The organism is Microcoleus sp. PH2017_24_DOB_U_A (assembly GCF_020738205.1).
Taxonomy (GTDB): Bacteria; Cyanobacteriota; Cyanobacteriia; order Cyanobacteriales; family Microcoleaceae; genus Microcoleus.
In genome coordinates this window covers 1-14,309 of the sequence record NZ_JAEQCT010000072.1, presented here as the reverse complement: position 1 = coordinate 14,309, position 14,309 = coordinate 1, and the positions used below count along the sequence as shown (strand labels likewise).

The following is a 14,309-nucleotide window of genomic DNA, read 5'->3' as shown; positions in this document are numbered from 1 at the left end:
TGATAATTGTTATTGATTTTGGAGTTTCTTGTTGTTATGTTGGCGGACATGAAAGAGCCGCAGATGGCGGTTGGTTTGGAGAATCTAGTTTATCAAATAAACTAGATTTTTGCTATCTGCGGCGGGGTAAATGTCGAGGTTGTTTATGCTGTGACTTTGTAAGTCTCGATCGACTTTGGCAATTCATCGATCAAGTAAAATCTATCTGCAAGCTTTTTGAGATTGTGACTATCATTACCTTTGCGGGCAACAATTATTACCTTCTTCCCCTTTTCATGCAGCTTCTGAATCAAAATCTCACCGTAGCCGTCTCCAGAGACAATAATAAATGTGTGTGGGTATAGGCTACTTGAAGCCTCACTAAAGCAGTCTGCTGACAAATGAAAGTCTACAGCATTTTTAATGTTTTGGGATACATGAAAACATTCAAAATTTTGAGAGCGCAAATTTACTTGTGCTGCCTTATTTTGTTGTTGCCAATTATCGTAAACTTTGCGGTTAACTACATATCCAAATTTATTAGCCAAGAGCAATAAATCTGGGGATAGTTTTAAGGTTGGGATGTTTTGATAATCCCAATAAATGGAAACTAAAGCTTGCTGTTGGTAGATTAATCCATTTGAGGTTCGATGAGTGTCCATTTGAGTAATTCCTAAAATTTGGTGGGCTGGACAGCCTCGACATATCACGCATCTAGCATTAATGGAGTGTTGTCTGTGGATTTGCTCAAAAATGAACATCTCGGCACAAGACAATCTGTTACCATAAAACACTTTGATTTTGTAGGGATTTGATTAGCGTCTTAGCTACAGGGTTGATAGAACTGTAACGAGCTTAGTAGCAGCCCGTTGAAGGGAAATCTAACTCTATAATGTTTCGATTTATGTCAAGCTTGTATTAACTTGTTAAAACGACATTAGACTTAATTTCCGCTCAACGGGATTCTAGAAACTTGCTACAGTTCTATCAACCGTGCAGCTAAGACGACTCAATCAACATTCCTTAATTTTGAATGCGATATTTAGTTTTAGCTCTGCCTTTAATCTAGCTTTTTGAATTTTTGATGTCAAGTATTTAGTAAAAATTATTTTTCTGACATTCTTAGACCTCTGAGCAATATTTTCGTGAACCTGACACCGATCGCAAGTTACGCGCTTGCGACAAGAGTGAAACCCCGTTTCTACGAGATTTGGCGACTACTCACAGAACATATCGGGAGAAACCCGGTTTCTCACCCCCGTGCGATCGCCCACAAGCCCCTCTACACGTCGATTCATCCTGCTGACAAGCAGCATTTGAAAAATAAATGTAAAAATATGTTGCAATGTTTCTTTCGCTATGTTAAGTTTAGTTACATAAGGTTGAAATACAACGAGGTTTATGGTCATGGAAAACAAAGACGCAAAAGTAGGCTTCACCGAGTTCGCTGAAACCTGGAACGGTCGTTTGGCAATGCTAGGCTTTGCGATCGGCTTAGCTACCGAATTCCTCACCGGTCAAGGCATTCTCTCTCAAATCGGTTTGATGTAATCAGCTTAACTCCATACAAGAGCTGTAATTTGTGGGGGCGATCGACCCCCTTACAAGTGCGATCGCCCGCACGCAAATAAGTCCCTTCACTCACAGTGAAGGGACTTTTGCATTTTTTATTAAAAAGTCAAACCGATGGCACAATCAAAAAACTTTTTCGTCTCAATATTTATCGTCAGTCAAACTCGATCTTTCCTAAGCAATTCCTACTGAATCCAAAATTCTCGCTTTAGGAGTCAAACCAGTAAGCTTCACCAAGCCTTCTTGTTTGTGAGTCCGCAGGCTGTTACCTAAAATCATCTCCGACAGATCCGGCATTTCCTGCCAGCAGCGCGAGCAGAACCAATAAACGCGATTGTGGCGAGCGTGGCGTAGCAATTGAGAGGAGCAACAAGGGCAACTATTCATGATATTTTAAACCTTCTTTAAGATATGGATCGATAAACCAATTGATTACAGAGATTGAGGAATGCCGCTGTATCTCTACTCCAGGCACAACAATAAAAAAGCTCTTTTCACTCCAAACTTTGAGCGTCTGACAAGTAGCACTTTTGGATGCCCAACAGCAACACCACAATTAGAACCTGAACGCCCCAAGGAGCCCAAGAGAAACCCCAAATAAAACAACCCAGTCCGGCCAAAGCCACAAGAACAAAAATATCTTGAGAGGTTTGCCAGTAAATCCAGACGGCTGCCAGAGAAACTATCAGTAGCAAAATGTAAGCTGATGGCATAGTCGTCTTCTCCCAAGGTTTTGGCAAACAGTCAGGATAGATTCCTGACGATGTGCTTAAATTAAAACTTAAACCTGAAGAACTTATGAAGATAAGTAAGTTGTTACAAAAAAAAATATAATTCTGCCCGATTATATTCAGCATAAAAACCGAGCAGAAATAATTTGTTTTTTTGGTTAGAGATTTCACAGATTTTAAGGCGCACAATCGACCTATGCTTCCTGCCAGCCCAGAGCTTCAGCCACCTGAGCAGCCAAAGCCATCGGTTCAAAAGGCTTAGCAATCACACTCACTACCCCCAAATCTGCGAACATCCGCCTGTCGCTAGCGAGAGCCTTAGCCGTCAATAAAATTACCGGAATGTGCTGGGTAGCATGATTAGCTTGTAACTGTTTAAAAGTAGTAGGCCCGTCTTGGTCGGGCATCATCACGTCGAGGAGAATAGCATCAGGCTGTTCGGCAAGAGCCTTAGCCATACCCTCGCGACCAGAACTTGCGGTCAGGACTTCCCAGCCCCCCACCACCTCAAGACTGACTTGAGCCACTTCCCGAATATCTTCCGCATCGTCAATAACCAAGATGCGTTTGGCAGTCAAAATTAACATCTTTTTTAAGAATCAGAACTGATCACAGACTAGAGGCGAAATGTGAATGTTTTGTAAAGCAAACTTTTTTACCGATCGGACTTTACAGTAAAGCTGCAAAACTGTACAGAAGAATGAAGTTCGGCAACGAGCAATGTACGGGATGTAACGGATGGAAGGAAGAAGGAAATCTTTCCTTCTTCCTCGCGATAGAAGCTATCTAGCGCAAGGGTTTCAGCAATTAAGAACGTCCTAACCGCCTTGGCCGTTGCTATACAACGGAGTCCCCAAAAATCCGCTGTTCGATCGACAATCGCGATTTTGCCCGTCCCTGCCTGTATAATCCGTCTTTGCCAAAAATGACTGGCCCGGACGCACTTCAGACGCCTCGAAAGCTGGTTTTTTAGCGTTTCTGCTGCCTGCAACCCAGTCTTTTGGTAAAAAAGCCTGGTTTCTGCATCCAGGATGGTATGAAAATTTTTGCATTAATATTTTTTCATTAGTCATGGCTAATGCAATTTACCTAATGGGGAATATCATCTCCCTCCCCCATAACTGGCAGACGTAAGAAAAAAGTGCTGCCCTCCCCCAAAATGCTCTCCACCCAAATCCGGCCCCCGTGCTGCTGCACGATACTGCGACAAATAGCCAGCCCCAAACCAGTACCTCCTTTTTGGCGACAATCAGAAGCATCAACCTGTTGAAAGCGCTCAAAGACCATCTCTAGCTTGTCCGCCGGAATGCCGCGTCCTTGGTCTTTAACCGCAATCAGGATTTCCGAACTCACGGGTAAGTGCGGATTGGTGGCAGTCTCGGGAGACAACAAACAAGGAGACGACACTGACTTCAACTCAGCTTTTTCTGCCAAATCCGGATGCTCGATCGACTCACCGCTCAGCCAAATCGTAGCACCTGCGGGCGAAAATTTTATAGCATTGCTGAGCAAATTTGTCAATGCCTGAATTAGCCGATCGGGAACAGCGAGCAATTGCGCCCTCACAGGTCTCACAGACAGAGTAACTCCTGCCTGCTGGGCCATTCCCTGCATCTCGTCAGCCGCCTGCAACATCAGATCCGCGACATTGCAAGTTTGTTTGATGGCAGTGCTGTAATTAGAATCCATGCGCTCTAAATCCAGGATGTCGTTGATCAAGCGCACTAACCGGTCAGTATTAGCTATCGCAATCTCCAGCATCCGCTTGGCTTTCTGGGGGTGAGCCTCAAGCAGGCCGCTGTTGAGGAGACCGAGTGCCCCGTGAATCGAAGTCATGGGCGTCCGCAGTTCGTGGCTGATAACAGATATGAATTCATCTTTCATGTGCTCGACCGCAAGCTGATCGGTGATATCTTTAAAAGTCACCACAGCGCCAATAATTTCGCCTTGTTCTCGCATCGGAGCGACAACGTACTCAACTGGAAAACTGCTGCCGTCTTGCCGACAAAAAACCTCATCCGTGACACGCCGAACCTCTCCGTCTCTCAAGGTGTCTAAAATTTGAGAACATACTGGGTTCGAGAGTTTTCCCGTGGTTGGTGTGGCGCCCTCGGGGGCAAGTTGAGAGCCGGAATTGATATCTGTTGCAGGTGACATTTGCTCGTTAGCGCAGCCCTCGAAGAGGATCGCCTTCGAGCATTCTGCCTGCGAACGGTGTAAGCTTTCAGACAAAGGTCGATCGATCCATTGCTTCGATTCGCAACCAGCCATTCTCACCGCCGCCGGATTGACAAAAGTTACTTTTCCCTGTTTGTCCAACCCGCAAATTCCTTCTGCTGCGGAGAACAAAATCATTTCTGTTTGGTGGCGGAGTTGTTCGAGAGCTTTTTGAACTCGCTTGCTATCGGTGATGTCGCGAGCGATAGTTGAAATGCCCGTTACTGCTCCTGTGGCGTCTTTAATCGGAGAAATCGTCAGAGACACATCTATCTGTTCGCCGTCTTTACGCAAGTGTACGGTTTCGTAATGGTCGATCGTAGTTCCAGCCCGAATATTTTCCAGAATTTGGGGGATTTCCTTGGGGCGTTCGGGAATTGCTAAAATCTCGATCGACTGTCCCTTGACTTCCTGCGCGCAGTAGCCGTAAATCTTCTCGGCTCCTGCATTCCAGCTCTGAATTGTCCCGGCGAGGGTTTTGCCCACGATGCCGTCGTCGGAAGACTCGACAATCGACGCCAAGCGCACGAGTTCATCTCTAGCTTGCTTGTATTCAGTAATGTCGCGGCCCAGTATCACGATACTTTTACGTCTGCCGTCGGCATGAAATACGGGTACTTTAATTACATCGTAGATTTTTACAGTACCGTTCGATCGGGGAACCACTTCTTCTCCCCTACAAAGAGTACCTTTTTCCCACGCTGCTCGATCGCTCACCTCGCAAGCCTGTAGAGCCTCCCCGTAAAAACTGCTGAGTTTTCCTAACTGAGTATCTGTGAGGCTCCGGTAGTTATCTGCTGATAGCTCAAACAATTCCAATATTGCTTGATTTGCCTCCTGCCACCTGCCCTCGCCATCTTTAAAGCAGACAATATCTGGCATGGCATTCATCAGCGATTCGAGATAGGAGTTTTCTTGGAGTGCAGCTTCTACCTCTCCCCGCTTGGCGATTTCCCGTTGCAAATTTTCGTTTGCCGTTTGCAGCGAGTCGATCAACAAACTTTCTGTAAAAGTGCGTTCTTTAATTACTTGTTGAAGTCTGTGGAGTTCTAACGATAGCTGCCTGCGAGCTAACAAATTTTCTACGCGCAAGTGCAGTTGGCTGGCATCTATGGGACTTACTATCAAATCATCAATTCTGCCTTCGAGTTGTTTGGAACTCAGCAAAAACTGCTGCTCGGAAAGAGTCGGCGTTTGGGAATTTATCAATAGCAAAAACGGTAAAAAACTAGGCTCCACCGCAGTTTTTAATGTTTCAACCATGTGCCCGATACGATCGAAGTTTGCCTCGTCGAGAATGCACAAGTCAAAAGCTATTTTTGGAAGAATAAATTCTGAGTTTGGTTCGGAAGTCCAATCGAGTAGCATCACCTCATGCTCAGTGTTGAGGTGTGCGATCTGCAAGGGTTGTTGGTAGCGATCGAGCGAGAGCAAAATGCGGCTCATTAGTTTGATGATTTCCCAATGACTAATGATTAGATGTCCAGTAAATTCACCCATTATTAGGTTTGTAGTGAGGACTTCAGTCCTCAAAAAACAGAGGACTGAATTCCTTACTACGAACCAATTTTCTAGCGCAGGTTTGTAATGAGGACTTTAGTCCTCAAAAAACAGAGGACTGAAGTCCTGACTACAAACCTATTTTATAGCAGGTTTGTAGTTAAGACTTCAGTCCTCAAAAAACAGAGGACTGAAGTCCTGACTACAAACCTATTTTATAGCGCTCGATCGACCGGACGCGATCGGACTAATGACTGATGACTAATGACGCCAGGACTCATGACTCATGACTCTTTAAGGCATTCCAATTCCAATCAAAGCATCTTCCGGCAGACAGCTAGAGTAGCGCTCCCCGGACGATAAAACCGCAATCAGCCTCATTTGCCAGTCTGGCATAATGTGCAAATCCGCCCAGGGCACTGCTATCTCCAAACATTTATCCAATCCCACTTGGGCCCGGCTGAGGCGGGGCTGCCACTCATCGCCCTCTCCTGCTTCGTGAAACCCAATCGATTTCGTCAGCAAATTAATCTCTAACTGATGGTGGAAGCGATAGTTGATGGGTGCTTCATCGGGCAAACCTGACAGCGGAATCAAGCTGTTGTGCATCGTGCGATCGGGATAAAACCAGAACAAGTTTAACTCCGGCGGGCAATCAATGCCCGGCCGCACCCCAGCATTGAAGTCGGCGCGAAGGTAAAAATTCAAGTGATCTACGCCGTACCAAAGCCGCTGAATTGCCGCACTCCGGTGCATCGTACCCCTTGCTCCCCCAACTTCAATCCGGCCGGCTTTGTCCCAATCCTGTTCGTTGCCGATACCGTCGATAATCGGGTGAATAAAGCTCAGCGGTTGGTGGTCGCCTTGAACCTCGTGTGCCTCTACTTGTCGCAGCACTTCCGGGGGTACAGGCTCGCCGAGAGCTTCGTAGATTGCTGCTACGTGTTCGCGGAATAGCCGATCGAACATAGCATCTTGATTCGACGTGTGGCCTTCGCCAAACCACCAGAACCAGTCGGAACCTTCCGCCGCATAAAGCGCTTCCCAAGCTTCGGGATTGCTTTCTTCCGTGGCCTCTGGATGGTTTGCCAATACTTGTCTCGCCGCCCCTAACAAATCCCAAGCGCGATTTTTGGCAGGATCTCCGATCCAAGTTGTCAGGGAACCGTCTACCCAGGAACCGGTATGCAGTTGGGCGGCGGGTATTGTTTCGGTGGCGGGGAATTTGTCGAGAAATTCCGACACTGTGACTAATTGGATATCGGGATTGTCGCTGAGAGTTTGATAGAGTGATTCTAAGAACGGTTTGCCATCTTGAGGATAGAATTCCCAGCAATTTTCGCCGTCTAGGGCGATCGTCACCAACCACGGATTTTCTAAAGATGTGTGGCCGTCGGGTTGTCGGTGTTTGAGAGTTCTGCCGATCGCCTCCAAGTGTCCCACCAAATCCGACGCTGCCTTCTTCGGTTCCATCGAACCGTAGGTAAAACCAATCAAATCAGACAACCTGTGGTCTCTAAATACGATCGCCAAATCGCCATCAGGAGTTTCTAAACGATAAGGGCGATATAACAATTCTGGTTCGCAAACATTCCCCGCCCCATCGCGGTGAAAAAAGTGTTTAATTGTCCACCCCAATACCGCCTCATCCGAGACAATCCATTTAAACCCTTGTTTAGCAATGTAGGGCAAAATTTCCGGGCTAACTGCCTGTTCCGACGGCCACAAACCCCGCGGTTTACAATCAAATCTGTCTTGATACATATCCCAAGATTTTCTCAAATGTCTCGGAATATCTTCAGCCCACTGGAACCTATGTTCTGGCAGAGTCATGTTAGGAATCGCTATGCGGCCGCCATTTGTGTCAGCAAGCAGCGGCAAAATCGGGTGAGTGTAGGGGGTTGTGGACACTTCCAACTGTCCCTCAGCTTGCATTTTACGGTGCTGGGGAATGATTCTGGCGAGAATTTCTTTTTGTTTTGAATAGATCTTTTTGCGATCGGCCAGATTGAAATTTTGTCCTTGTTTCAGCCACCCTGCAATCTCGGGGTCATCCCAAAACAGCGGATCGATCCAAGCTAAATTGTGCCACGCCAGCAAGTCACCAAAATCCTGCACTTTCCAGTTTGCCAAGCACCATTGAATCCCTTTTTCCTGCCGCTGAGTGTAGAGTTGAGCGTACCGGGGATGCGGCTGAATCAGGGTATGGTAGTTGGCATCAAAGAAGTGTTCTAAAATGAACTCTTGTTCAGCGATGTTTAAAGTTTCTGCTGGCTTGAGAGTTACCGCCAAGTAAGGGTCTAATGCTTTGTCGGCGATGCAGTCTTCTATCTGCAAAATTAAGGACGGAACCAGGTTTACAGTTTGATGCAGCTTGGGATATTTTGCCAGAATTAGGACTAAATCCAAGTAATCTTTGACTCCGTGCAAGCGCACCCAAGGCAGTCGATACTCGGATGCTCCGGCGCTAGTGAACGATCTTGATTTGTAGAGGGGTTGGTGTTGGTGCCAAATGAAGGCTACGTAAAGTGGATGAGACATTGATTTTGGTAATGGGTAATGGGTAATGGGTAATTATAATTTGTAATTGGTATTTTGTAATTGGTATTTTGTAATTGGTATTTTGTAATTTTGTCAGGAATGCTTAACTTCTATCTTTAGGGTGATGAACAGCGCAGATTGTCCCTATTAAGTAGCGCTTCCAACTTCTCAATTGCAGGTTGATGCTGCACACATTACTACCATCGAGTAGCACATAAAACTACTTTTTGTATCTAGGGCTTTTATTCAATTGATATTTGACCGCTTGAGGGCGACCTTTAACTCGAAGGAAGAGGATTGGATTCAGTTGACAGTTGACAGCAGCCTCTATCTAGAAGGAAGATGATTGGAGTAATGAATCGTCTTGTTTTAATTTCTCCTTAAAATGGACAGGCTTTCAACCAATTCTTTCTGGTAATAGCGGTAAAAGCTTTAATAGCCAGTCAACTAGAATTATCTTCATTTCCGTACAGTCATGAATTAACACTCAGGCTGGTAAATTCTGGATTAAAATCACCTGTCGCTATATAAGGAATTGAAAAAAGGTAACAGTCAACCGTTAACAGTCAACTGTCAACTGTCAACTGTCAACTGTCAACTGACTAATTACATTACCTGTTCGACTTCAGAAATTTCAGGGATTGCTTCGCGCAGGCGGCGTTCAATGCCCATTCTCAGAGTCATTGTGGAACTCGGACAAGAGCCGCAAGCTCCTTGCAGTCTCAGGTGTACTACTGGGCCGTCGATTTCTACCAGTTCGACGTTGCCACCATCTGATATCAGGTAGGGGCGCATTTCATCGAGAACTGTTTCGACGTTATCTCTGGTTAGTGCTAGTGTTGTCATATTTTGCCTCAAAAATTATTCGTACAATTGACTTAGTTCGATCGTACCGTTACTTGCCGTTAAATGAAGTTGAGTCCGAGACACTAATCGCAAAACCCGCTTGCTCCAACAAAACGGATTTTGCAATTAATCCTTCCCAGAATGACTGCAACTGTAGGAGAGATTCCCCCACCTGGGTTGTCATCCATCGTTGCCAAGTCTTTAATCTTCAACGCGCAACTCGAAAAGGGTATAACCCTAGACTACTGCTGGTTCTAGCAGTTTGACGTTGGAGTAGTTAAACTCGGTTGTTGTCAGTTGACCTTTTTCTTTCGATCGCACTACTTGCTTGGTCATGACATAATAGTCGCCTATCTTGTCAAAGGTATCTTCAAATTCCAGTTCTCTGGTGATTTCGTTGGTTTCGGGGTTGCGAAAAACGGCATCGTAATGACTAGCCAAAGAACCTTCGGGTGTCTCTAAGCTTTTGTGCGTGTCAATGACGAAAGCCATGCGACCCATCACCCGGCTGACTTGACAAATTGACAGACCTCGGATTTTATAATTCGAGCCCATTGAGTCGCCTTGCACTAAAATATCCACAGCGTCGGTACTGTCCTTCTCGCCGAGGGTGAAGCTGTTTTTGCCGTGGGATTTTTCAAATGTCGATCGCTTCCGGTGAGTCACAATATCGCGCATTTGAGTGTAAACGCTCTGCTTTACTTCCTCATCGGCAATGCCACTGACTTCCACTGTCATGTCTGGTTTAATGGAAACATGACCCGTATATACTTCGTCGCCTTGCTTGAGTTCAATATCGGCGCTGTAACCGGGAAAGTTGGCATCCCAGGTGTAACGGTGTTCGTAAGCAGCGCGAAACAAATCGCGAGCGTTGGCTGGCTCTGTCATAAATCTCTCTTTCTATTTACACCCATCTAGTTTAGCGTAACCGCTCCTGTGCCCTGCATTGACGGCAGGGGCGGGTTGCCGACTCTCGCAGGTTCCCGAATGGGGTGCTGTCGCTAGGCTATTAACTTTACCGCCACAAAAAATTACTTTCAGTCTCAGTTGCTATGATGTCAAAATAAAGTCACGCAATGACTGGTGATTAAGATCGCGATCGATCGCCATACATCACTCTTAGTTATGGGTTATCTTAAAAAAAACTTCTGTCCGCTTTTTAGAGTTTTCACCTGTGGCAACTATTAGATTCCCTAATTAATAAAATGCTAGAAACAATTTACAAATACCTAGAAACGTTGCAGGAACAAGTTAAGCATTTACCACCTCCCCAACAGGCAATTTTAATAAAAACTGTGGAAACTCTGTCAACTTCTTTGCAAGAAATGGCAACCAGCCGCCAGTTTGAAAGTGCGACAAATAACGCGGCAAAGTTAGTTGAGGCGGAAAATTTAAATCGTCTTTTGGAACGCACTGTCGCCCAGCAAGCGGCGCAACTCAGAAAGCTACAGGAGCAGTTGAACGAAGAAATCAACCAGCACCGCCGGGATAATAAAGCATTAACTAAAAGCGAAGCCAAACTTCAGGCTGCGCTCCGTAATTCTCCAGATATAATTACTATTGTTGGCTCCGACGGGCGAGTCCGATATCACAGCGCAGCGCTAGAGAGAGTTTTGGGTTACAAGCCAGAAGAGAGAATTGGCAAGTTTCATGGCGAGTTGATCCATCCAGACGATTTGCTGAGTTGGAAGGCATATTTTGGCAAGTTGCTAGAATTTCCTGGAGTTGGGAAGCCGATCGAATATCGGAAACGCCACGCGGACGGTTCTTGGATCTACTTGGAGTCGATCGGCAATAGTTTGCTTCACGATTCTAGCGTACAGGGAATTCTGATTGCTTCCCGGGAAATTGAGGGACGCAAGCAAGCAGAAAGCGCACTCCTGGAGTCGCAACGGCACTACAAAATTATGTCACAAATTACTTCGGATTTTGCCTATTCTTTCAAGGCACTTCCCAACGGTAACTTTGTTTGTGAGTGGGTAACGGAAGCTTTGGCGCGCGTGAGCGGTCATCTTCCTGAAGAATTAACTGCCTCGGGCTGGTGGAGTTCAGATATCGTTCACCCTGATGATAGGGAAATGTTAATTAAACAATTAGAAGGCTGTACTTCTAGAGGTATGGGAGTCAATGAGTATCGAATTGTTAACAAAAATGGTGGTGTGCGCTGGGTGCGGGACTGCTGGCAAGCGGTGTGGGACAAAACTGAAGGGCGGGTTGTTCGTTTGTGGGGCGCTTGTCAGGAAATTACCGATCGCAAGCAAGTAGAATTGAAACTGCAACTCGTTAACAGAGTTTGGCAAGCCCAGATTGCATCGGCGCCGCTGGCGATTAACTGTACCGACAATGACGGCCGCACCCTTGTCTGGAACCGCGCCGCCGAAGAACTTTTTGGCTGGACTGCTGCTGAGGTTTTGGGTCAACCATTGCCGAATATTCCTGAAGGACAAAAGCAAGATTTTTACGCGCTGCTGAAATCTGCGGGTAATGGCAAACCGGAAAACGGTTTGGAAGTGTCTTTGCCCAAAAAAGACGGTAGTTCGATCGACCTTTGGCTGTTTGCCGCACCCGTACAAGATGTAGGCGGCGAGACAGTCGGCAGTATCAACATATTTTCTGACCTTTCAGAACGCAAGCGCATAGAAGATGAGCGCCAAAAACTAGCATCCCTGAAAAATATGGAAGAACCTTTTTGGGCCCGCTATGTCAGCCGCCCGCCAACCAAGAAAAAAGATGGGGATAACTAATTCCCTCAAGCATATAGCGGTTCTCAGAAAGATTCGCGGATGTTGTTGGGCTTGGGCCCTCTTGGTTTAAGCGGTTATATAAGCTGTCAGTCATACCTCATCTTTTTGAGAAAGGCTATAAGTTAAAAACACTAAAAGTCCGAAGCAGCAATCTTCTGCTGGCGATATCATCTCCGGTAAAATAGCCGTTGCAGATTTGTAGTAAGGAAGTCGGTATTCTGAGTTTTATTAGTACGGACTTCCTCACTACAAAGCTATTCGATCGATCCCACATAATATCATAATAAATACACCCTGATTCTACCTTTATTATTTGCTATGCTGTGTTAGACACAACCCTAATGACCTAAAAATAATTTAGTAACCAGCTATCGAAGTTCTTGAAAAAATCTATAGCAATCAGAGCGGATTGGCACAAGATAAAAACTTTTTTGTCTGGCTAGACTCCTTGTTGAACAAGGATTTAAATTTTTCTAGAACTAGCAAATAAATTAGTATTGCTATATTGCTATATAGATGCAAGTGTCACATTTTCCAGGCAGAAGACTTGTGTGCCCGATCAATATTCGAGTTTTTGAATGCGGGAATTGCATCTTTACTTGTTTAGAGATTTTTGCTGACTCCTCAAAGCATCTAACTCTACGTGAGCCTGACAAGCTTTACTTGACTGAATGGAATCTAAGACATTACCAATTACCTTGGAAAGATGGAGAGCCGAACGGTGAGCTTCTTGGATAAAAGCTCTTTCCTCTATTGGATCGTCGGCCATATCATCTACAGTTAGTTGTAGATAGCCGATGATGTGATTTAGTGGAGTTCGCAGCTCGTGGGATGCGGTTGACAAAAACTCTTTTTTAAACTGGGATAGTTCTTTTGTTCGCTGGCTGCGCTCTTGGTAGAGGGTGGCTAGGGCGATCGCACTTCCGACTTGATCCGCAACTTCTTCTGCGAATTCGATCTGGTCTTGAGTCCAAGGTCGATCGGCATTACCATCATTCCCTGACAATCCGCCCTCGCACCGGTGCAAGCTAATTATGCCATTAGGTTTATCTTGATAAGCGGTAGCGACCACTAGCAGCGAATGCCGTTCAAAAGGATCGTCGGCTCCTAACGATTCTACTACCACCGGTTTTAGGGTCTCTAGAGCTTGAGTAATATGAGGTGCTGACGTGAGCGAGATTTTCACTCCCAGCATTGGTAGAAATGGTTCTTGGCAGTATTCAGCAGCCACTGTGACTTGCTGGCTAGAACTTTGATAGGGACAAATGATGCAACGGCTGACACCTAATGTTTGTCCGAGAGAGTTAACTGTTTGTTGCCAAATGGTATCGAGATCCAAAGTTCGACGAATCTTTCTGCCAATTTGGAGCAAAAGTTTTTGCGATTGAGCTGATACTTGCTGATTCATAGCAACCCTCTTTCTACTAGACTGGCAAAAGTCTACCACTCCACCAACACAGCAGAAATTTACTTAATTTGCCAGACGCAAACTGTTCAAATAGAGGTTTGCGTAATTACACTTAAATGTTCCCACACTTAGTCAAAAAATACTATCTATTGCAAGGATCTTTACAATATCTTTACAATTCTCACATAAAACTAAGAACGTCAAGTTTTCTTAATATAACTTTACAATAGGGCTGTGGAAGTTAAATCAGTCCTATGGGTGGGCATTCAGTTTTGGTAAGGTTAGGGATTTTTGGGGGGGTTTATTCGCAGGTGTGAGCCGCGAAGAGACAGAGCGAGATGATCTGTTGTCCTACCCCCCCCAATGCCATTGATGCGAATTCTGCGTGGGTTCGGCAGCGGTGGGGCGATCGGTCTGAGTGGAAAACACCGAAGGAGGGAGATTGGTGGCGGACAAGGTAAAATTTGATACTGCGACGGGCAATATAACTGTGTTATTATGAAAACCACCAATTATCAATGATTTTTATGCGCGAATTTGTAATCAGGGATACACCGATCCCGACATAATCAACTGAGTGATATACAAATTTGTAAGTGGTAAGTGGTAATTGGTAAGTGGTAAGACAACTGGCGAGACACCCAAGTTGAGAACAGCTATAGCTATTTTTTAGGCTCTCCTGACTTTATGGTGTATAATGTAACAAACAATACATTTACTGTCATGGACTTTTATTTAGACTATATATTAGACTTGCCTGGAGTCAAGATT

At 45.4% G+C, this 14,309-nt stretch carries 12 protein-coding genes; 2 read left to right on the top strand and 10 right to left on the bottom strand.

From position 1 onward, the window contains the following. Positions 1 to 143: 143 nt before the first annotated feature. A complete protein-coding gene (locus tag JGK07_RS20575; RefSeq protein ID WP_293197174.1) occupies positions 144 to 641 on the bottom strand; it encodes an NYN domain-containing protein in 498 nt (165 codons plus the stop codon). A gap of 745 nt (positions 642 to 1,386) precedes the next feature. On the opposite strand from JGK07_RS20575, the gene JGK07_RS20570 reads away from it, so the two are divergent. Next, a complete protein-coding gene (locus JGK07_RS20570; RefSeq protein ID WP_325314842.1) occupies positions 1,387 to 1,530 on the top strand; it encodes a chlorophyll a/b-binding protein in 144 nt (47 codons plus the stop codon). 195 nt (positions 1,531 to 1,725) lie between these two features. Here the strand turns inward: JGK07_RS20570 and JGK07_RS20565 are convergent, their stop codons facing one another. The 8 genes from JGK07_RS20565 to JGK07_RS20530 all read right to left on the bottom strand — a co-directional run bounded on the left by JGK07_RS20565 (position 1,726) and on the right by JGK07_RS20530 (position 10,274). Then, positions 1,726 to 1,938 carry a hypothetical protein gene (locus tag JGK07_RS20565; protein ID WP_293146201.1) on the bottom strand — a complete coding sequence of 71 codons (213 nt, stop codon included), beginning with the start codon at positions 1,936 to 1,938 and terminating at the stop codon, positions 1,726 to 1,728. A 107-nt stretch (positions 1,939 to 2,045) separates the two neighbouring features. Beyond that, complete coding sequence (locus tag JGK07_RS20560) at positions 2,046 to 2,264, bottom strand: hypothetical protein (protein ID WP_293177020.1); 219 nt, start codon at positions 2,262 to 2,264, stop codon at positions 2,046 to 2,048. Positions 2,265 to 2,476: 212 nt separating this feature from the next. Next, positions 2,477 to 2,869 carry a response regulator gene (locus tag JGK07_RS20555; protein WP_293177022.1) on the bottom strand — a complete coding sequence of 131 codons (393 nt, stop codon included), beginning with the start codon at positions 2,867 to 2,869 and terminating at the stop codon, positions 2,477 to 2,479. A gap of 231 nt (positions 2,870 to 3,100) precedes the next feature. Next, complete coding sequence (locus JGK07_RS20550; protein WP_293177024.1) at positions 3,101 to 3,334, bottom strand: hypothetical protein; 234 nt, start codon at positions 3,332 to 3,334, stop codon at positions 3,101 to 3,103. Positions 3,335 to 3,371: 37 nt separating this feature from the next. Continuing rightward, positions 3,372 to 5,999, bottom strand: a complete 2,628-nt coding sequence (locus JGK07_RS20545; protein ID WP_293197172.1) for a PAS domain S-box protein — start codon at positions 5,997 to 5,999, stop codon at positions 3,372 to 3,374. A gap of 294 nt (positions 6,000 to 6,293) precedes the next feature. Next, positions 6,294 to 8,540: a glycoside hydrolase gene (locus JGK07_RS20540; protein WP_293242779.1), complete on the bottom strand. Its 2,247-nt coding sequence runs from the start codon at positions 8,538 to 8,540 to the stop codon at positions 6,294 to 6,296. Between the two features lie 606 nt (positions 8,541 to 9,146). Further along, a complete protein-coding gene (locus JGK07_RS20535; protein ID WP_193975189.1) occupies positions 9,147 to 9,386 on the bottom strand; it encodes a NifU family protein in 240 nt (79 codons plus the stop codon). Positions 9,387 to 9,623: 237 nt separating this feature from the next. Continuing rightward, positions 9,624 to 10,274 carry a DUF3386 domain-containing protein gene (locus JGK07_RS20530; RefSeq protein WP_293177030.1) on the bottom strand — a complete coding sequence of 217 codons (651 nt, stop codon included), beginning with the start codon at positions 10,272 to 10,274 and terminating at the stop codon, positions 9,624 to 9,626. 317 nt (positions 10,275 to 10,591) lie between these two features. On the opposite strand from JGK07_RS20530, the gene JGK07_RS20525 reads away from it, so the two are divergent. Continuing rightward, positions 10,592 to 12,130: a PAS domain S-box protein gene (locus tag JGK07_RS20525; RefSeq protein WP_293210890.1), complete on the top strand. Its 1,539-nt coding sequence runs from the start codon at positions 10,592 to 10,594 to the stop codon at positions 12,128 to 12,130. Positions 12,131 to 12,725: 595 nt separating this feature from the next. On the opposite strand, the gene JGK07_RS20520 is transcribed toward JGK07_RS20525, so the two are convergent. Beyond that, on the bottom strand, positions 12,726 to 13,538 hold the full coding sequence (locus JGK07_RS20520; protein ID WP_293177034.1) for a GAF domain-containing protein: 813 nt from the start codon (positions 13,536 to 13,538) through the stop codon (positions 12,726 to 12,728). Between the last annotated feature and the right edge of the window lie 771 nt (positions 13,539 to 14,309).

Coding starts and splice junctions, on each gene's coding strand:
- JGK07_RS20575 (WP_293197174.1), bottom strand. CDS start 641: ATGGACACTCATCGAACCTCAAATGGATTAATCTACCAACAGCAAGCT.
- JGK07_RS20570 (WP_325314842.1), top strand. CDS start 1,387: ATGGAAAACAAAGACGCAAAAGTAGGCTTCACCGAGTTCGCTGAAACC.
- JGK07_RS20565 (WP_293146201.1), bottom strand. CDS start 1,938: ATGAATAGTTGCCCTTGTTGCTCCTCTCAATTGCTACGCCACGCTCGC.
- JGK07_RS20560 (WP_293177020.1), bottom strand. CDS start 2,264: ATGCCATCAGCTTACATTTTGCTACTGATAGTTTCTCTGGCAGCCGTC.
- JGK07_RS20555 (WP_293177022.1), bottom strand. CDS start 2,869: ATGTTAATTTTGACTGCCAAACGCATCTTGGTTATTGACGATGCGGAA.
- JGK07_RS20550 (WP_293177024.1), bottom strand. CDS start 3,334: ATGCAAAAATTTTCATACCATCCTGGATGCAGAAACCAGGCTTTTTTA.
- JGK07_RS20545 (WP_293197172.1), bottom strand. CDS start 5,999: ATGGGTGAATTTACTGGACATCTAATCATTAGTCATTGGGAAATCATC.
- JGK07_RS20540 (WP_293242779.1), bottom strand. CDS start 8,540: ATGTCTCATCCACTTTACGTAGCCTTCATTTGGCACCAACACCAACCC.
- JGK07_RS20535 (WP_193975189.1), bottom strand. CDS start 9,386: ATGACAACACTAGCACTAACCAGAGATAACGTCGAAACAGTTCTCGAT.
- JGK07_RS20530 (WP_293177030.1), bottom strand. CDS start 10,274: ATGACAGAGCCAGCCAACGCTCGCGATTTGTTTCGCGCTGCTTACGAA.
- JGK07_RS20525 (WP_293210890.1), top strand. CDS start 10,592: ATGCTAGAAACAATTTACAAATACCTAGAAACGTTGCAGGAACAAGTT.
- JGK07_RS20520 (WP_293177034.1), bottom strand. CDS start 13,538: ATGAATCAGCAAGTATCAGCTCAATCGCAAAAACTTTTGCTCCAAATT.